This window comes from Acetoanaerobium sticklandii, from assembly GCF_000196455.1.
Classification (GTDB): domain Bacteria; phylum Bacillota; class Clostridia; order Peptostreptococcales; family Filifactoraceae; genus Acetoanaerobium; species Acetoanaerobium sticklandii.
Genome location: NC_014614.1, coordinates 1,116,189 through 1,133,771 on the forward strand (window position 1 = coordinate 1,116,189; position 17,583 = coordinate 1,133,771).

Genomic DNA, 17,583 nt, shown 5'->3' on the forward strand with positions numbered 1-17,583 from the left:
ATGAAGCCTGCCTCTGACATAGGACTTTATTTTGATTCATGGGACGAAACTTTTAAAAAACCTTTTGGAGCAATTGAAAGAAATTCAAAAGTAGATTTTAAAATATCCTTCGAACCTACAATTTCGAGTAAAATAAATAGAATAGACATGGAACTTTTCTATGAAGATAAGAAAATGTTTATAGAAATGAACTATGACAGTGAGTTTTATTATATAAGCTGGAAGTTTGAACATATAGGGCTTTATTTTTATAGATTTGTAATTTATATAGACCACCATAGATACTTTCTTGGACCAGAGTATTTAGCGACTGGAGGGCTAGCGTTAATTTATGAAGATGAAAAGGCTCCATCATACCAGCTTACTGTTCATGGAAAAATAGAAAAGGTCCCAGAATTTTATAGTGAAGGGACTGTTTATCAGATTTTTGTAGATAGATTTTCAAATGGAAATGAAAACGGCCAGCTATTAGATATAAAGCCAAATAGCTATATATATTCATCTTGGGAGGACACACCTTCCTACATAAAAGGACCAAATGGAGAGATACTAAGATGGGATTTTTATGGAGGAAATCTAAAAGGAGTAATAGATAAGCTGGATTATCTGAAGCAGCTTGGTGTAACTTGTATTTATCTGAATCCAATTTTTTTAGCAAGAAGTTGCCACAAATATGATACAGCAGATTATTCAAAAATTGATTCCATGTTTGGAGATGAAGAGCTTTTTAAAGAGCTAATAGAAAAAGCTAAAAATAAGAATATATATATTATTTTAGATGGAGTATTTAGTCATACGGGTAGTGATAGTATTTATTTTAATAAGTACAATAGTTTTTCTAGTGTAGGAGCTTATCAATCCAAAGAATCTAAGTACTTCAGCTGGTTTAAATTTAAAAATCATCCAGAAAGCTATGATTCGTGGTGGGGGATAGGTGATTTGCCAAATGTAAATGAAATGGAGCCCTCGTATCTTGAGTTTATAACAGGTGAAGAAGGAATAGTAGCCAAGTGGATGAAAATGGGAATTAAGGGTTTCAGACTAGATGTAGCAGATGAACTTCCAGAGGAATTTATTAAGATTCTTAGAAAAAGAATGAAATCAATAGACAAGGATAGTGTACTTTTAGGTGAAGTTTGGGAAGATGCAACAAATAAAATATCATATGGAGAAAGAAGACAGTACATGCTAGGAGAGTCACTAGATTCTGTAACTGCATATCCATATAGAAGAACTTTGTTTAATTTTATAAACAGAGAAATAAGTGCTCAGACATTTTATAATATTTGTACTATGTTCAAAGAAAACTATCCTAAGGAATACTACAAGTCAGCTCTAAAAATGATAGGAAGCCATGATGTTCAAAGGGCAATGACTGAGCTTGGAAGTGAAAAGAAATTTTTACTTGCAGTTACAATGCAGCTACTTTTTTTAGGTCCTGTTCTTATTTATTATGGAGATGAAGTTGGGCTCACTGGTGGAAAAGACCCTGAAAACAGAGCCACCTATCCATGGGATTCATATGAGCACCTAGGGTTTAAATATGAATACAAAACCAATCCTAGAAAAAATCTTAATGTTTTTAACCATTATAAAAAAATTCTTGAAATTAGAAAAAACGAGTCTGTCATAAAAAAAGGTAATGTTAGCTATTTGGTTCTTTCGAATAGATCAATAGCGTATAGAAGATTTGATGATAAAAACGAAATCTTTGTGATTGCAAACAGCTCGGAGCTTTCAGAGGAAGTTATTATCGAGACAAATTCTAAAAAATATGTTGATTTATTAACAGGTGAAGAACTTTTTGTAACTGGGGATAGATTAGAGCTTATTATCGAGGGAGAATCTTCAAGAATTATAAAAAGAATGCAATAAAAATTAGGCATATAATAACCCATTAGGGTAACTTAACTTTGGATTTATTAACAATAAAAAGGCACTAAATAGGAAACTATTAGTGCCTTTAAGTCTTATTTATGTTATAATATAAAGTCATGATAATAGAAGGAGAAAAATATAATATGAGAACATTTTACGATTTAGGTATTAATACAGATAATATAGATAAACTGAGAAATATGTATATTACTAAACCAACAAAAATTCAAGAACAGGCTATTCCTCTTATTCTTAAGGGAAAGGATATAATTGGAAAAGCGCAAACAGGAACAGGAAAAACCTTGGCATTTGTGTTACCTTTAATTCAAATGCTAGATGAAAATATATCTATACCTCAAGTACTTATATTAACACCTACAAGAGAATTGGCACTTCAGATTACTACTGTTGTTGAAGAATTGCTTAAGGACTCGGCTTTTGATGTGGTATCAGTTTATGGAGGCCATGATGTTGAAAAGCAAAAGAACCAATTAAAAAACAATGCACAATTTGTAGTAGGTACGCCAGGTAGAATTTTGGATCACATAAGAGAAGGCAGCATAAACTTCAAAAATCTAAAGCATGTAGTAATAGATGAAGCTGACCAGATGATGGCATTTGGATTTATGGAGGATCTTGATTTACTTTTTGATAAGACTCCACAAAAAATTCAAAAGATGATTTTCTCTGCTACTATTCCTGATATGATAAGAAAGCTAGCAAGAAAAATAATGAATAATGCTATTAATATAGATATAGACCCAGAGAGCGTAGTAATTGACAATATAAGACAAGTTGTAGTCAGAACAACGGAAGAAAGAAGACTTCAATCATTAGAAATGGCATTAAAAGAATTTAAACCATTTATGGCTATGATATTTTGTAAATCAAAAGAAAGAGCCAATGAACTTTATGACAATATGGTAAATCTTAGATACGATGTAGAAATCTTACATGGAGATTTTTCGCAAAACAAGCGTGAAAATATAATGAAACGATTTAGAGAACTGAAATTTCCTTTTCTTGTAACTACAGATATTTCAGCTAGAGGAATGGATATAGATGGAATAACTCATGTATTCAATTACGATATTCCAAGACAAATAGAATACTATATTCATAGAGTAGGAAGAACAGGTAGAGCAGGAGAAAAGGGGATTGCAGTTTCATTTGTAGCTGATAAAGAAGTAGAGCAAATGAAAAAAATTCAAAAGACAGTTGGAATTTCTATTCCTGAAGTATATGATAGAAGTTCTGATGAAAGAAAAAGAATGAATATAGAAACCTTATTAGAGGGAAAAGTTAAAACTAAAGAAGTTAGATATAGAAAAACTACTAAATCTAAGCCTTCATTAGTAAATGCAAGAAAAAGCGGGAAAAAAAGAACAAACCCAAGAAAAGGCTCATCTAAATAAAAAGTATTAGGTTACAAATAAGAATTTAGCCTAATTAAGCAATGTAGATTGCTAGTTGGTTCTAGAAGCCTTATTATATAAAACAATAAAAATCTCGATAACCAAATAAGGGCTATCGAGATTTTTTAGTTATTACGAATCTAACATGATTTCTTGGATTCATTAGAAATATTTAATTGCAAAATTTTGAAGCTTCTATTGCTTTTGAACTTCTGCATACTCATTTATTATGAGTGCTAAATTATCAGCCAATCCTACAAACTCACATCCGTAGTTATAGCCATCTTCTATATCTGTTTTTCTAACTATTCGAAGAACTGTCAAAAAATGTCTGTTTTCATCAAAAGAAATTTCAGCATCGAAATAAAAATCGATAGGCAAATCTGCTTTTGAGTAAAAACCAACACCTCTAGGAGATATATCGTAAACAGTTATTTCAGCATCCAAATTCTCAATTTTAGTATTGTTTTGTTTGAAAAGGGAATCTACTACTAAACTTACTTTAAATGGTATACGATTATGTTTTCTTCTATCTTCCATCTTTTTCACCCCTTACTAAAGACAATTGAATTGATATTAATTATAACCAAAATTGAATTTATATCAAGTATTAATTTTTATAGTATATTTTTACCCTTTTTTTACCTAAATAAAAACCCAAGGTGATATAATATAAGTCATAATTTAACATTAAATTAGCGATTAATTGTTAAAGCATAGAATTGAAGGAGTTTTTGTATGAAAAATAAATTAGATAAAAACCTCAGAGGAATGCTTTTCTTAGGACTTACCCTTGTTATGGCATCTTCGTTTACTCAAAAAATTTATTCCTTAGGAGTGAAGGAAAAAACAAGAGAATCAGTTGCACAAGCCTTGTCTATTGCTGGAGAGAAGATTGGATATAGAAGAATAAATTTAGATCCTAGATTAGTAGCACTTACTGGAGAAGAATTGAAATATGTAAATCTCAATATAGATATTGCTCTAAAAACTATAATAAAACCAGAACATACAGATAGAGAAAAATTAAAAGTAATTTATGATTATGTAGTAGAAAACTTAACTTATGATTATTCTACGGTTAACAATTCTGCATATCAGGCATTAAAGCAAAGAAGAACCATGTGCGCGGGCTATTCTCAGTTGTTTTATTTGATGAGTAAAAGAGCTGGATTTGATGTAAGCTATGTAATTGGAGAAGCGGGGAACGATTTACACATTTGGAATAAAATTAAGCTAGGTGAGGACAATTACTATATAGATACAACATGGGCGAGTAAGGATATAGCTAAAAGATACGAGTATTTTTTAATAGATGCAAATAGCCTTTCAAAAACTCACACATGGAAGTAAAGCATATAGACAATGAGGTAGTAGGTGGATAAATACAAATTTTAAAGAAAATAAAAAATAAATAGTATATATTAATTAAATATAGTATATATTATATATTCAAAAATATCTGAGCTTAGTGTATACTATATTATAAAATTATAGATGAAAGTAGGAATGACTATGGTGTTGGAATGTAAACTAAAAAACAACAATCATATCACAGTGTTATTAGAAAGAGTTAACATAGATAAGTCATTAGAGAGCTTGCTTTTAGAAGAGCTTGATATAAAAAAAGGAATGCTTATTTTTAACTCGGATTCTGCGGATAATCTTGGATATAATGAGATAGGCTTCAAAAATCCACCTATAGAAATAAGATTCATAGACAAAAAAATTGAAATAGTTGCACTTAATTATAAGGGCATGCATAAAATGGAGTTTCTATTTAACCAAATCAGCTCAAAATTTTCTTTTTTTACATTAGAAAGAAAAAAGCATAAAATTAGTTTTATTTTTCCAATAGAAATTCAAGATGATTACAAGGAAAAAAATAAAATAGCAAGAGAGATTTTAGCTTATATCAATAGCTTAATAACGCTAGATGAATGTCCTTTTTTCAGCCTATATGGGGTAGTTGAAAACCAAATACCTATTTACAGAGGAAAGATTGAATCTAAATTTGAATTAAATGATCATATGTACAATATGATTGCCTATATCCCAGATGAAATATATATATGCAACTCGCTTACAAAAGAAGTTGTTAGAATCAGCTATGAAATTAAACTAAAAGAAGTTTGTCATATAGATGTTCCTATGTATATAGAGGACTATAGCTTACCAGAGGTTATAAGCAAGCAGGATTTAGTAACAAAAGCAGTTTATAAGAGCTCAAATATTTTTAATACTTTGCTAAATAATGAAAAAATAGATGGATGCTTTATAATAAACACGGGTAGAGGAGTAATAACTGGAACATCTGACTACACTTATTTAAATACATTTTCTTTAAAAAGAACATAATTATAATCAAAACAGGAGGACATAATGAAAAATCAAGGCTTAATTCACGTTTATACTGGAGATGGAAAAGGTAAGACTACTGCATCTGTTGGACTAGGTATGAGGGCGGCAGGCAGAGATTTCAAAGTTGTTATGGTTCAGTTCTTAAAATCTTCTGATACAGGGGAGCTTAAAGTTATAGAAAAGCTTGATAATTTTGAGGTTCATAGATTTGAAAGACCAAGAGGATTTTTTTGGACTCTAAATGATAAAGAAAAGCTTGAGCTTCAAGAAGATATTGATAAAGCAATGCAGTTTGTAAAGGATAGATTGGAATCAGGAGATTGCGATTTATTGATTTTAGATGAAGTTATGGGAAGCATAAAAAACAAGCTGATAGATGTTGATAAGCTAGTAAGTATGCTAAAAAATAGAAAGCCTCATATGGAAGTTGTACTTACAGGAAGAAATGTTCCAGCTGAAATTGTTGAGATTGCAGATTACGTTTCAGAAATAAATCCAATCAAGCATCCTTTTGAAAAAGGAATTCCAGCGAGAAGAGGAATAGAGGATTAATAAAAAATTTCAAATTTAGATTTAAATTACAAAACAAGGACTATAGGGAAACGAATTTTATTTCCTTATAGTCCTTAATTATATTTTGAAAATAGCAAAGCTTAAGTTATATTTATTTACACATACCGTCAAGTAATATATCAAGATGTTTTTTCAAAGAAACTGCATTTTCTATATTTAAATTTGTTGAGCATATGATTTTATCAGGTATATCAATAACTTCTTTTTTTAAATCCAGCCCTTTTTTTGTCAAAGAAACGATTATTAGTCTTTCATCATCGCTTGAGCGTACTCTCTCAATTAAATTCATGGCTTCTAGCTTCTTTAGCAAAGGAGTCAAGGTACCAGAATCTAAAAATAATCTTTGTCCTAATTCCTTAACAGAAATATCACTTTTTTCCCAAAGAGCAAGCAAGGTTATATATTGAGTGTAAGTCAATCCTAGTGGGTCCAGAAAAGGTTTGTATTGCTTTATTATTTCTTTGGATGCCACATATACTGCGAAGCATAGTTGATTATCTAGCTTTAATTTATCTTCAGGTTTCATAGTAATTTTCCTTTTTTATTATAATAAATTTTCTATAGTGGAAACCATATCCATAGGCTCTGTAGCAGGTTCAAATCTATTAACTACATTACCTTCTTTATCGATGATAAACTTTGTAAAGTTCCATTTTACAGCATCGCCTACAGCAAATTCAGGGAACTTATCTTTTAGCATAGCATCTAGCATTTTGTTTGTAGGATTTGACATATCAAAACCTTTAAATGGAGCTTCAGACACTAAATATTTAAATAATGGATGAGCAAATTTCCCATTTACATCTGTTTTTTCGAATAGTGGAAAGTTAACACCGTAGTTAAGAGAACAAAAAGATTTTGTTTCTTGGTTTGTTCCAGGTTCTTGATCCATAAATTGATTACATGGGAAACCTAAAATCTCTACCCCTTTGTCCTTGTAATTATCATATAGCTTTTGCAAATCCTCGTATTGGGGAGTAAAGCCACATTTGCTAGCCGTGTTTACAACTATAAGTACCTTACCTTTATAATCTTGAAGAGAAACTAAATTACCATCGATATCCTTAGCAGTAAAATCATAAATGTTCATAATAAATAACCTCCTAAATTAAATATAAATTGTTTACAATTAAATTGTACACAATTTATATTTAATAGTCAAGTAGAAATTATAATAAAGTGGTAATTTGGTCAGGAGTGAAAGAATAAATTACATCCTTTCTTTCTATTATAATTTCAGCTCTTTTTCTTAAGCCTTCATCATTTTTTATATCGTTTAGTAGCTCTTTAGCTGGATTTATAGCAATAGGATAGCCTACGCGCTTTAGCATTGAAAAATCTCCATGAGTATCACCATAAGCATAGGACTTAGAAAGGTCTAAATCATGTTTTTCAACAAAATAATCAATAGCTTTGTCTTTGCTTTTTGAGTCCCACATAGGAACTATTCTGCCAGTGAAAATATCATCCTTAAATATATACTCAGTAGCTTTGTATTCAGTTACATTGTATTTTTTTGCCATTCGTTTAACCAAGTAATCAGGGCTTCCGGAAATAAATATTACGGTATGACCACTTTCTTTATGCCACTTTATTCTTGAACGAGTGTATCTATATACTCGTTCTGATTTCTGGTCTATTACATTTTGACTTGTAAACTCAATACTTTCTCTAGGCACTCCAGTAAGAGTATCTATATAAACTCCAGCTAGCTCAAGAAGATAATCATCATAATTACCCTGACGCTTATCCCAGTCATTGAAAGCTTCCTTTGCGTGAGCATGCCACATTAGAGGATCTATGATATCGTATTTAATCAATTTCTTAAAATGCTCCGTCATTAGAGAATCCCTGTAAAAAGTACCATCTATATCAAAAAAAGCTGCAATTTTTTTCATGCAAGCACCTCCAGAATTATAATCACTTGGCTGTTTTTAATAGTATAATAGATATATGGGTATAAAACAAAAAGTATATAAAACTACTAAAAACTATTATACTAAGTATACCTTTAAAATGGAGGACTAAACCAATGAAATTTGAATTTGCAAAGATAACCAAGTCACGCCTAATGGGGAGTCTTGGGTTACATATAAAATGGCAGGATGAAAAAGAAACACTAAATCAATTCTTCTTATTGGATGCTGAAGAAGATGGAATAGCTGATTATGTAGGACTTCGTAATGCTAGTCTAAAGGATATATTTATTGAAGAAAATAGACTTATGGGTGGTCTGGGCTCTAGTATAATAAGAATAACAAAAAAAGAAGCGCTTAACTTACTGTATGAATATGCAAGAATTAATATTAAAAGCTCGCTGTCTTTTCCAGGAGATTTTTTAGAATATGAATATTTATTAAAAAGAGATACTACTGTGGACGAAGAAAAACTTTTTTTCAAAACCTGCGTAGCTATATCGGAGCCTATAGAGTTTATTAATTATATGACTATGAGACTAGTAGCTAAAGATAGCAAAGCTCTAAGATATTTTTCGTCTGAAAAAAAACCTCTTTATCCTGAGGTATCCTCAAAGGGAGCCGTGCTTTTAAAAAATACTGTTAGCAAAATGAATGATAATAGATACTACTCAAATGCGATAATTGAAGATGCTACAGGCTACTATAAGCTTAAGCTCGGATTTACTATAATAGATGAAAATCCATTTAAGCTTAGGTCCATATTAGCAGGAGAAAAACAGCTAGTTGACAGTGAAAGTGTTAGAAAAGAGATAAGTAGACCTGAGTATATAGCTCACTATAAAATTCAAGATGAAGAGCTAGTGCATAATTTAAAAAAGGCATATCCAACCTTATACAAAGTGCCTTTTGACAAAGGGGATATGTACACAAAGTTTAAGCCTCATAATGACCATGTTAAGGAAGAAGAATATAATATAAGCGACGATTTAGAGGCTGTTTTTTTTACGACAGAAAGCGAGCTTGTCTTTGCAGCACTTGATTCTAAAACGTATAAAGTTGGATTTAAGGTTTTAGAAACTATAGGTGGCTTAAGCTTAGTAAACGAATTTGTTTTTCCTTATCCAGTAATATATGATTATGCTGAATCAAAAGAGAGCAGGTTTTCAGAATTTTTGGCATCGATTTAGCAGAGGTTTAATGCAAATCCATTGCAATAACTTGTATCTAAGCTTATAAAAATTCATTATATGATTGATTCTAGTTTTTCTTTATGGTATTATAAATGAGTAAATAAAATAATACGATGTTCAGGTGCTAGATAGCTTAATAGGGAAATGAGGTATTCCTCTGCAGCCCCCGCTACTGTAAAAGATGACGATTTCGTTGATGCCACTGCTTTTTTTAAAAGTGGGAAGGTACGAAAGAGGTTGATTCTTAGCCAGGAGACCTGCCTGTACATGCATGATACTTTCGGGGAGGAAGGATTCACACATATCTAGTTTTAAATTTAATTTACTTAGATATAGCATTAATTAGTAAATGAAAATTAAGTAAAGATATAATGTTGAACCAGGCCTTAGGTCTGGTTTTTTTATTGTAAATATAGCAGAACATACATGAGATATGAGCGATTTATATTGCTCTAATAGATTGAAATTTTGTGAAATTGGGAGGAAATTATGGATAGGATTATGATAGCTGCAACTCATAGTGGAGCAGGAAAAACTACAATCACAAGTGGATTGATGCGTGCGCTTAAGGATAAAGGTCTAAAAGTTCAGCCATATAAAGTAGGACCAGATTATATTGATACAAGCTACCATAAACAGGCCTCTGGATTAGATTCACATAATATAGACGAATTCATACTTCCAAAAGATGAAATAAGAAATATTTTTGCAGCCTATGCAAAGACATCGGATATATCAATAATAGAAGGAGTAATGGGCGTATATGATGGCTATCAATCAGACAGTGATTACTGTTCTAGTGCGTCTATGGCAAAAATTTTAAATTGCCCTGTTATTTTAGTAATAGATGCAAGGGCTATGGCAGGTTCAGCGGCTGCTTTAGTAAAAGGCTTCGTTGAGTTTGATAAAGACCTCGATATAGTGGGAGTAATTTTAAACAATGTTTCTAGCGAGAATCACTATGACATATTAAAGCAGGCAATAGAGAAAAATGTAAATGTGAAAGTATTAGGTAGGATACCTAAAAATTCAGATATATCATTACCATCTAGACATCTTGGACTAGTGATGCAATCAGAGCTGGATGATTCAGAGCAAAAATTGCAGACAATGGCAGACTTGGTTGCTACATATTTGGATTTAGATGAAATTATAAAAATAAGCAAAGCAAAATCAACTTGGGAGTCTAAGAGAGCAATAAAAAGAAGTGATAAGAACCTAACGCTAGCTGTTGCTTTCGATAAAGCTTTCAACTTTTATTATCCAGATACGCTTAATATATTTAAGCTTGCAGGTATAAAGCTAGAATATTTTAGCCCGATAAGTGACAGAGAGCTTCCAAAATGTGATGGAATATATTTTGGAGGAGGATATCCGGAGGTTTTTGCTAGAGAGCTATCTAATAACACTAAAATGAGAGCTAGTATTAAAGAGGCTTCTAATAATAACATGCCTATTTATGGAGAATGCGGCGGACTTATGTATTTAGGAGATTATCTGATAGATAGTGATGGCGACAAATTTGATATGACTGGAATTCTATCTGGATACAGTAAGATGAGCGCAAAGCTCCAAAGATTCGGATACTGCCAAGGAAAACTTAATGAGCCAACCATAATAGGAGAAAAAGGGCAAATAGTAAGAGGGCATGAATTTCACCATTCAGAATTTATAACAGATTTAGAGCCTGTATATAGTATGGAAAAAGAATTGTCAGATTATAGTATAAAAACCTGGGCAGGAGGATATAGGTACAAAAATACATTTGGAACCTATCTTCATACTCATTTTGCTTCAGACTACAATCTTATATATAAATTTTGCTCAGCTTTGGAGGAATACAGTGAATCTAATTTATAGCATCCTAATAGCTTTTATACTAGATTTGATATTTGGAGATCCCTACAGCTTTCCACATCCGACTAGATTTATAGGAAAATACATAAATTTTATGGAAGCCAGCCTAAGAAGGAGCTTTAAATCTCCATCTCAGCTCAAATTAGCTGGATTTATTCTAATGCTAACTACAGTTGCTTTAACTTATGCAATTACATTCTCACTTGTAAAGCTATCTTTTGGAATAAATGAGTCTGTAGGTGTATTAATAGAAGGCTTTATACTTTACACTACTTTTTCCGTTAAGTGCCTTAAAGATGAAGCCGTAAAGATATATAAAGCTTTGGAAACTGGCGATATAGAAAAATCTAGGCTAGCACTTTCTTATATAGTAGGCAGAGATACTACAAATCTAGAATTCAAGGAGATAATTAGAGCGGTAGTAGAAACTGTGGCTGAAAATACAGTAGATGGATTTCTTTCGCCACTGTTTTACGCAGCAATTGGTGGAGCGCCTCTTGCTATGGCGTACAAAGCTATAAATACACTTGATTCTATGGTTGGGTATAAAAATGACAAGTATATAAATCTAGGTTATTTTTCTGCTAAAACAGACGATATTGCAAACTTTGTTCCAGCTAGACTCAGTACTTTATTTATGAGTATAGGAAGCTTACTAGCCGGAGAAAATGTAAAAAAAGCTTTTATTATAAGTATCAGAGATAGAAAAAATCATAAAAGTCCTAATTGTGCTTTTGCTGAAGGAGCAGTAGCTGGAGCTTTAGGAATACAGCTTGGAGGAACAAACGTATATTTCGGCCAAGAAGTATATAAGCCAACAATAGGAGATAAATTAAGAGAGATTAATAATGGCGATATTTTGTCCACATGTAAGATTATGTATATGACAGCTACGTCTGCTGTAATTACAACTACAGCTTTATTAGCAATAAAGGAGTTTATGTAAATGAAAATACCAAAGCTAAGCTTAAAATACCTTGCGTTTTTAATAGTTTCTTACTTACTTTCGTTTTTATATATAGGAAATAGTACATTTTCATTCACAAGCTTGCCGTCTATTCTATATACATTAACAGGGTCCAATATTTCTGGTGCCAGTCTATCTTTTCTTGTATTTTTGATGACTGGAGTTTACAAAGGCTCTCCCCAAAATTTATTAGCTAGAGCAATAATTGCCGCTGGAGTAGGACTAGGAGTGTACCTATTTGGAGTAGCTAATAAGAAATATGAAAACTCCAATTTAGCTGCTGTAGCGATAACTGTAGTACCTAGTATAATAACCTTTTTTTCAATCAGAGCGTTTTATACTTATGAAGCAGCAATGGAAATGTCAAAAACTGTTTTAATCATGCTTGCGATAAACACCTTCCTAGCTTTAATTATAGACAAGGTATCAAATATGCCAAATCAGAAGGGAGTAATAGCAAAATGGCTAAAGAGGTAAAGCTATCAGATAGAGTACATGGAGCTGATACAAAGGCTTCTTCAAAGATGCTCAATATAGATGAATCTGAAATAATAGATTTTAGTTCAAATGTTAATATTTTTACCTCACAAATAGATTTTCAGGCTATTTTTTCAAATATTACAACCACCCTAAATAAATATCCTGATATTAATTATGAAGAGCTTAGAAACACTTTATCAAATATTTACAATGTGAAATCATCTAATATAATACCTGGAAATGGAGCAACAGAATTAATTTATTTGATAATGAAGCTACCTCAAATTGAAAAAATAGGAATATTTCATCCAACCTTTTGTGAATATGAAAGAGCGGCAAAAATATCAGGCAAGAATCCAGTGGATTTAAGTTTTGACTTGTTAAAGCAAGAAAATGAAGCTTTACTTCAAAATGCTATTGAGGATTTGGATATGGTAGTAATATGCAATCCTAACAACCCAACTGGTGAGATAAAAAATCTTTCAAAGCTTATAGATATTGCAAATAAGAATAGTACACTCGTATTTGTAGATGAAACCTTTATCGATTTTACTGACAACAAAGAGTATTCGATGCTAGGTCAAATAAATAATTATAATAATGTAATTATCTTAAAAGCAATAACAAAGTTTTATGCTATGCCAGGAGCAAGATTAGGCTACATATTCACATCAAATGAAAAGCTTATTGATATGCTTTGGCAGTATAAAGAGCCTTGGACAATAAATGTGTTTGCAGAGCAGTTAGTAAAGCATTTACAAACAGAGATTATAACAAGTAAAACACATTATTATTATAAAGACGAAATTAAACGCTTGATTTCAATTTACGAAGATATGAATGTAAAGACAAAGCAATCAGTAACAAATTATTTGCTTTTAAGACTACCGACAGGCTTTAGTGGGACTGCTATAAAAGCAGTACTTCTCAAAAATTACAAATTGTTAATAAGAACATGTACGGACTTTAGAGGCTTAGACGATACCTATATAAGAATCGCAATTAAGGATTCAAAGTCCAATACACTTCTTGCTAATGCTATAAGACAAATACTTTGCATGGAGGTGATTTGATGCAATATTATGGAATTTGTCCAGCCTCCTGTGGAGAGCTGATTCAAGGGCAAATAGAGTCAGGAGAATATTTATCTTCTTACTGTGTTTCATTATATTCAAAAGCTATAATAACAGAGCAAACCTCTTCAAATACTAGATTAACTACATATCCAAAGTCGATTATGGCTATGAAAAAAACCTTTGAGTTTTTTAATGAGGAAAAAGCTTTAAAAAATCTTAGCCTAGAGATGGTTAGCAATATACCTAGAAGTAAAGGAATGGCTAGTTCTACTGCTGATATAGGAGCGGTTATTGGAGCTTCGTGCGCTTATCTTGGAATAGATATTTCGCCAGATGATGCTTCTAAGATAGCAGCAAAAATAGAACCGACAGATTCAATTTACTACAAAAGCTTGGTTGCCATGAATCCCCTAAATGGGAATCTAATAAAAAATATAGGTAATATTAGAGGCCTAAAAACTCTTATATTAGAGCCTAGAGCTAAGATAAAAACTAAAGATGTAAGAAATAAATTAGGTTATTCAGAGTTTAAAAAGTCAAATATTTTAAAATATAACGAAATCTTAGGAGATTTTGAATCAGCAATAAAATCAAATAATCTAAAGGAGCTTGGAAAAGCTGTAAATAAAAGCTCGTTATTAAATGAACACCTTCTTCCTAAGCCATATCTTAAGGAAGTGATGGATATAGCAATGAGTCTAGGGGCTTATGGTGTTAATATAGCTCATAGTGGAAGCGTTGTGGGAATATTACTCGATATAAATGATAGCTCTGCAAATTACAAAAGTGAGCTTATTAACAACAACTTGGCAAAATATTTTGGACGTATGTACTGTCTTCCAGTAATAGATGGCGGTATAAATTATGGGAGGATGAGCTAAATGGAATATATAAAGAATCCAATGAAAATTGAAGATGAGAGCTTTAAAATAATTCAAAGCATTATTGATGAACAAAGAGAAAACTATCAATTTAAAAATGAATTTGAAGAAGCAATAATTAAAAGATGCATTCATACATCAGCAGATTTTGATTATTTAGACAATCTTAAGATAAGTGAAGATTTTCAAGCTACAATAACAAAAGCACTTAAAAATAAAGCTGATATTTACACGGATACCAATATGGCATTATCTGGAATTAACAAATCAGCTCTTTCTAAGCTAGGGATTTCAGTTAAATGCTATGTAGCTGAACCAAAAACAGCTGAAATAGCTAAAGAAAAAGGTATAACAAGATCAATGGCTTCAGTTCTTAGAATGATTGAAGAAAAAAAAGATAAGATTTTAGTTGTTGGAAATGCTCCTACTTATTTGTTTCAAGCTATGGAAGAAATCCAAAAGGGAGATACCTCTATTAAAGCAATAATTGGTGTTCCCGTTGGTTTTGTTGGTGCAGCTGAGTCCAAGGACTATCTAGCTAAATTTGATATTCCGCATATAGCAGCACTAGGAAGAAAAGGTGGAAGTAATATAGCAGCAGCTATAGTAAATGCTGTTTTATATCAGATGGTTGAAAGGGATTAAAATGGAGTTTTATGAAAAACAGCTCGGTAGCGTAAGTGTTGATGGCAAGCTATTAAGAAGAGGGTTTACTACTGGAACAGCAGCAGCAGCTGCTGCAAAGGGAGCTTATTTACTACTTTCTACTGGAGAAGTCCCAGATATTGTAGATGTAAAGCTACAATCAGGTCTGATACTTAAAATAATTACAGATACTTGTAATTATGATTCTAATACTAATACAGCATTTTGCTCAGTAAAAAAATATGCTGGAGACGATATAGATGTAACTAACCAGCTTGAAATAGTAGCCAAGGTGAGCTATTCAAATGAAGCAATAATAAAGCTGACTGCTGGCGAGGGCATAGGAATAATAACTAGAAATGGATTGCAGCTAGGTATAAACGAGCCAGCAATAAATCCTAAACCAAGAGAGCTCATCTTCAGTCAATTTGAAAATGAGAGCGAAAATTTAGGTCTTAATATTGAAATTAGCGTGCCAAATGGAAAGGAGGTTGCAAAAAAAACCTTTAATCCAAGGCTTGGAATCGTAGGAGGAATATCTATCCTAGGAACTACTGGTATAGTAGAGCCGATGAGTGAGGATGCTTTCAAAAGGTCTTTACTAGAAGAGTTAAAGCAAAAAAAATCAGAGGCTTTGTGCTTTACCTTTGGAAATATGGGAGAAAAAAATCTCATAGCAAGAGGGGTAGCTGAGGATAAAATTTGCATCTGCAGTAACTTTATAGGCTATATGCTAAGAGAAGCGAGTTCGCTTGGAGTAAAAAAAGTACTTTTATCTGGGCATCTAGGTAAGATGGTGAAGCTTTCTGGAGGTATATTTAATACCCATAGCCATATTGCTGATGCAAAAAACGAAATTATTGCAGCCAATTTAGCTTTACTCGGTGCACCTAAAGCACTTATTGAAAAAGTTATGCAGTGTCTAACTGCAGAAGAGAGCATATCATCAATTAGAGAGTATGGATATAATGAAGTCTTTGATATATTGGCTCAAAAAGCTGCACAAAAATCTCATGCTCACACCTATAACGAAATTTTGGTTGAGACAATGATGTTTGACTTAAAAGGAAATCTCATATGCGAAAGCAATGGGGCAAATACTTTACTTGAGGAGCTGATAAGATGATAACAATCGTTGGACTAGGTCCTGGGCAGTCAAAATATTTAACAAATGAAGCAATAGCTATAATTGAGTCAGCTTCTGTAATTTACGGAGCTAAAAGACATATAGATATAATCAGTGATATAAAAACCAAGGCATCAAAATCCAGCTATGTGAAGCTTGGAGAACTATCAGCTATGATTAGCGAAAGTATCACCAAAGGATATGAAAATATTGCTGTTCTGGCATCGGGAGACCCATCACTTTATGGAATTGCAAAGTATCTTATGGATAAATTTGCAGGTGAAGATAAGCAGAAGGTTGAAATAATACCAGGAATAAGCTCAGTGGCTTATCTATTCTCAAAAATAAAGCAATCCATGAATGATATTTACATAACATCAACTCATGGCAAAGACTTAAGCTTTGATACAGTTATAAATATGGATAAGGTAGCTTATGTTACAGACAGTAATAGAGGTCCAGTGTATATTGCAAATAGGTACCTTGACGCTGGGTTAGATCCCTATATTATAGTAGGAGAAAATCTGGCTTATGAGGATGAATGTATTACTCTTTCAAAGGCATCAAAGCTAGATAAAGAGAAATATTATGATATGAATGTCGTAATAGTTATCAAGGAGGATGCTTATGAGAGATAGTGCATTCAAAAGAGAAGATAAGGTTCCTATGACAAAAGAAGAAATCAGATATATATCGCTTGGATATTTAGAAATAAATAATGCAAAAAAAATGCTAGATATAGGTGCTGGAACTGGAAGTGTGAGTTTTGAAGCTTTGTTTTCAAATAAACATCTTCTACTTACGGCTATAGAGCAAAATAAAGCGGCTTATGATTTGTTTTTAGCCAATATGGACTTATTCAATGAGCAAGAAAAAAATATTTCAAATAGAATAAGACTCATAAACGATAAAGCTCCTACAGCTGAGATTGAAGAAAAGTTTGATAGGATTTTTATTGGAGGAACTGGAAGCAATGTAAAAGAAATAATCAACTGGTCTTACGATTTACTAGAAGAAAATGGAATCCTAGTGATGAACTTCATAACGATTGAAAATTTTTATGAATCACTATCATATATAAATGAGCATAGAGGATTTGCAAAAGCAGAAGGAGGGCTAGTCAACATCAATAAATTTGCTGATATAGGACCTTATCAATATATGAAACCAAATAATCCAACATTTATTTTAAAAACAATAAAATTATAAGAGGTG

General features: G+C 32.0%; 19 protein-coding genes and 1 riboswitch. Of the genes, 15 read left to right on the forward strand and 4 right to left on the reverse strand.

Features of this window, described 5'->3' with window-relative positions; translation table 11 throughout:
• Positions 1–1,875, forward strand: a complete 1,875-nt coding sequence (locus tag CLOST_RS05080) for a glycoside hydrolase family 13 protein (RefSeq protein WP_049779756.1) — start codon at positions 1–3, stop codon at positions 1,873–1,875.
• 146 nt (positions 1,876–2,021) lie between these two features.
• Positions 2,022–3,293: a DEAD/DEAH box helicase gene (locus CLOST_RS05085; RefSeq protein WP_013361188.1), complete on the forward strand. Its 1,272-nt coding sequence runs from the start codon at positions 2,022–2,024 to the stop codon at positions 3,291–3,293.
• Positions 3,294–3,488: 195 nt separating this feature from the next.
• Here CLOST_RS05085 and CLOST_RS05090 read toward each other — a convergent pair whose 3' ends face one another.
• A complete protein-coding gene (locus tag CLOST_RS05090) occupies positions 3,489–3,833 on the reverse strand; it encodes a PilZ domain-containing protein (RefSeq protein WP_013361189.1) in 345 nt (114 codons plus the stop codon).
• A 198-nt stretch (positions 3,834–4,031) separates the two neighbouring features.
• Between CLOST_RS05090 and CLOST_RS13535 the strand changes: the two genes are divergently transcribed.
• The 3 genes from CLOST_RS13535 to CLOST_RS05105 all read left to right on the forward strand — a co-directional run bounded on the left by CLOST_RS13535 (position 4,032) and on the right by CLOST_RS05105 (position 6,206).
• Positions 4,032–4,646 carry a transglutaminase domain-containing protein gene (locus CLOST_RS13535; RefSeq protein WP_013361190.1) on the forward strand — a complete coding sequence of 205 codons (615 nt, stop codon included), beginning with the start codon at positions 4,032–4,034 and terminating at the stop codon, positions 4,644–4,646.
• A 144-nt stretch (positions 4,647–4,790) separates the two neighbouring features.
• Positions 4,791–5,651, forward strand: coding sequence for a hypothetical protein (locus tag CLOST_RS05100; RefSeq protein ID WP_162091639.1), 861 nt, complete (start codon positions 4,791–4,793; stop codon positions 5,649–5,651).
• A gap of 24 nt (positions 5,652–5,675) precedes the next feature.
• Entirely contained in the window at positions 5,676–6,206 is a 531-nt protein-coding gene (locus CLOST_RS05105; protein WP_013361192.1) for a cob(I)yrinic acid a,c-diamide adenosyltransferase, read from the forward strand.
• Positions 6,207–6,318: 112 nt separating this feature from the next.
• Here the strand turns inward: CLOST_RS05105 and CLOST_RS05110 are convergent, their stop codons facing one another.
• From CLOST_RS05110 to CLOST_RS05120, 3 genes are all read right to left on the reverse strand, one after another.
• On the reverse strand, positions 6,319–6,753 hold the full coding sequence (locus CLOST_RS05110) for a MarR family winged helix-turn-helix transcriptional regulator (RefSeq protein WP_013361193.1): 435 nt from the start codon (positions 6,751–6,753) through the stop codon (positions 6,319–6,321).
• Between the two features lie 18 nt (positions 6,754–6,771).
• On the reverse strand, positions 6,772–7,317 hold the full coding sequence (locus tag CLOST_RS05115) for a glutathione peroxidase (RefSeq protein ID WP_013361194.1): 546 nt from the start codon (positions 7,315–7,317) through the stop codon (positions 6,772–6,774).
• A 79-nt stretch (positions 7,318–7,396) separates the two neighbouring features.
• Positions 7,397–8,125, reverse strand: a complete 729-nt coding sequence (locus CLOST_RS05120) for an HAD family hydrolase (protein ID WP_013361195.1) — start codon at positions 8,123–8,125, stop codon at positions 7,397–7,399.
• 134 nt (positions 8,126–8,259) lie between these two features.
• On the opposite strand from CLOST_RS05120, the gene CLOST_RS05125 reads away from it, so the two are divergent.
• The 10 genes from CLOST_RS05125 (at position 8,260) to cbiT (ending at position 17,577) form a co-directional block, all read left to right on the forward strand.
• Positions 8,260–9,333 (forward strand): hypothetical protein, encoded by a 1,074-nt coding sequence (locus CLOST_RS05125; protein WP_013361196.1) that lies wholly within the window; start codon positions 8,260–8,262, stop codon positions 9,331–9,333.
• Between the two features lie 105 nt (positions 9,334–9,438).
• Positions 9,439–9,615: riboswitch (cobalamin riboswitch) on the forward strand.
• A gap of 210 nt (positions 9,616–9,825) precedes the next feature.
• Complete coding sequence (locus CLOST_RS05130) at positions 9,826–11,196, forward strand: cobyrinic acid a,c-diamide synthase CobB (protein ID WP_013361197.1); 1,371 nt, start codon at positions 9,826–9,828, stop codon at positions 11,194–11,196.
• The gene (gene cbiB / locus CLOST_RS05135) at positions 11,180–12,139 is read left to right on the forward strand and encodes an adenosylcobinamide-phosphate synthase CbiB (RefSeq protein ID WP_041487111.1); all 960 of its coding nucleotides are present in this window, start codon (positions 11,180–11,182) and stop codon (positions 12,137–12,139) included. The genes CLOST_RS05130 and cbiB overlap by 17 nt, the downstream gene beginning before the upstream one ends.
• The gene (locus CLOST_RS05140; protein WP_013361199.1) at positions 12,140–12,637 is read left to right on the forward strand and encodes a hypothetical protein; all 498 of its coding nucleotides are present in this window, start codon (positions 12,140–12,142) and stop codon (positions 12,635–12,637) included.
• A complete protein-coding gene (locus CLOST_RS05145) occupies positions 12,622–13,713 on the forward strand; it encodes a pyridoxal phosphate-dependent aminotransferase (RefSeq protein ID WP_013361201.1) in 1,092 nt (363 codons plus the stop codon). The genes CLOST_RS05140 and CLOST_RS05145 overlap by 16 nt, the downstream gene beginning before the upstream one ends.
• Positions 13,713–14,597: a GHMP family kinase ATP-binding protein gene (locus CLOST_RS05150; RefSeq protein WP_013361202.1), complete on the forward strand. Its 885-nt coding sequence runs from the start codon at positions 13,713–13,715 to the stop codon at positions 14,595–14,597. Before CLOST_RS05145 ends, CLOST_RS05150 begins: the two co-directional genes overlap by 1 nt.
• Positions 14,598–15,242 (forward strand): cobalt-precorrin-8 methylmutase, encoded by a 645-nt coding sequence (locus CLOST_RS05155; protein ID WP_013361203.1) that lies wholly within the window; start codon positions 14,598–14,600, stop codon positions 15,240–15,242.
• 1 nt (position 15,243) lies between these two features.
• Positions 15,244–16,368 (forward strand): cobalt-precorrin-5B (C(1))-methyltransferase CbiD, encoded by a 1,125-nt coding sequence (cbiD, locus tag CLOST_RS05160; RefSeq protein ID WP_013361204.1) that lies wholly within the window; start codon positions 15,244–15,246, stop codon positions 16,366–16,368.
• Positions 16,365–17,006: a precorrin-6y C5,15-methyltransferase (decarboxylating) subunit CbiE gene (gene cbiE / locus CLOST_RS05165; protein WP_013361205.1), complete on the forward strand. Its 642-nt coding sequence runs from the start codon at positions 16,365–16,367 to the stop codon at positions 17,004–17,006. The genes cbiD and cbiE overlap by 4 nt, the downstream gene beginning before the upstream one ends.
• Positions 16,996–17,577 carry a precorrin-6Y C5,15-methyltransferase (decarboxylating) subunit CbiT gene (gene cbiT, locus CLOST_RS05170; protein ID WP_013361206.1) on the forward strand — a complete coding sequence of 194 codons (582 nt, stop codon included), beginning with the start codon at positions 16,996–16,998 and terminating at the stop codon, positions 17,575–17,577. Before cbiE ends, cbiT begins: the two co-directional genes overlap by 11 nt.
• The last annotated feature ends 6 nt before the right edge of the window (positions 17,578–17,583 follow it).

Excerpts from the sequence above, each read along its gene's own strand:
- CLOST_RS05090 (WP_013361189.1), bottom strand. The coding sequence starts at position 3,833 with ATGGAAGATAGAAGAAAACATAATCGTATACCATTTAAAGTAAGTTTA.
- CLOST_RS05105 (WP_013361192.1), top strand. The coding sequence starts at position 5,676 with ATGAAAAATCAAGGCTTAATTCACGTTTATACTGGAGATGGAAAAGGT.
- CLOST_RS05145 (WP_013361201.1), top strand. The coding sequence starts at position 12,622 with ATGGCTAAAGAGGTAAAGCTATCAGATAGAGTACATGGAGCTGATACA.
- CLOST_RS05100 (WP_162091639.1), top strand. The coding sequence starts at position 4,791 with ATGAAAGTAGGAATGACTATGGTGTTGGAATGTAAACTAAAAAACAAC.
- CLOST_RS05115 (WP_013361194.1), bottom strand. The coding sequence starts at position 7,317 with ATGAACATTTATGATTTTACTGCTAAGGATATCGATGGTAATTTAGTT.
- CLOST_RS05080 (WP_049779756.1), top strand. The coding sequence starts at position 1 with ATGAAGCCTGCCTCTGACATAGGACTTTATTTTGATTCATGGGACGAA.
- CLOST_RS05130 (WP_013361197.1), top strand. The coding sequence starts at position 9,826 with ATGGATAGGATTATGATAGCTGCAACTCATAGTGGAGCAGGAAAAACT.
- CLOST_RS05155 (WP_013361203.1), top strand. The coding sequence starts at position 14,598 with ATGGAATATATAAAGAATCCAATGAAAATTGAAGATGAGAGCTTTAAA.
- CLOST_RS05120 (WP_013361195.1), bottom strand. The coding sequence starts at position 8,125 with ATGAAAAAAATTGCAGCTTTTTTTGATATAGATGGTACTTTTTACAGG.
- cbiE (WP_013361205.1), top strand. The coding sequence starts at position 16,365 with ATGATAACAATCGTTGGACTAGGTCCTGGGCAGTCAAAATATTTAACA.
- CLOST_RS05110 (WP_013361193.1), bottom strand. The coding sequence starts at position 6,753 with ATGAAACCTGAAGATAAATTAAAGCTAGATAATCAACTATGCTTCGCA.
- cbiD (WP_013361204.1), top strand. The coding sequence starts at position 15,244 with ATGGAGTTTTATGAAAAACAGCTCGGTAGCGTAAGTGTTGATGGCAAG.
- CLOST_RS13535 (WP_013361190.1), top strand. The coding sequence starts at position 4,032 with ATGAAAAATAAATTAGATAAAAACCTCAGAGGAATGCTTTTCTTAGGA.
- CLOST_RS05125 (WP_013361196.1), top strand. The coding sequence starts at position 8,260 with ATGAAATTTGAATTTGCAAAGATAACCAAGTCACGCCTAATGGGGAGT.
- CLOST_RS05085 (WP_013361188.1), top strand. The coding sequence starts at position 2,022 with ATGAGAACATTTTACGATTTAGGTATTAATACAGATAATATAGATAAA.
- cbiT (WP_013361206.1), top strand. The coding sequence starts at position 16,996 with ATGAGAGATAGTGCATTCAAAAGAGAAGATAAGGTTCCTATGACAAAA.
- CLOST_RS05150 (WP_013361202.1), top strand. The coding sequence starts at position 13,713 with ATGCAATATTATGGAATTTGTCCAGCCTCCTGTGGAGAGCTGATTCAA.
- CLOST_RS05140 (WP_013361199.1), top strand. The coding sequence starts at position 12,140 with ATGAAAATACCAAAGCTAAGCTTAAAATACCTTGCGTTTTTAATAGTT.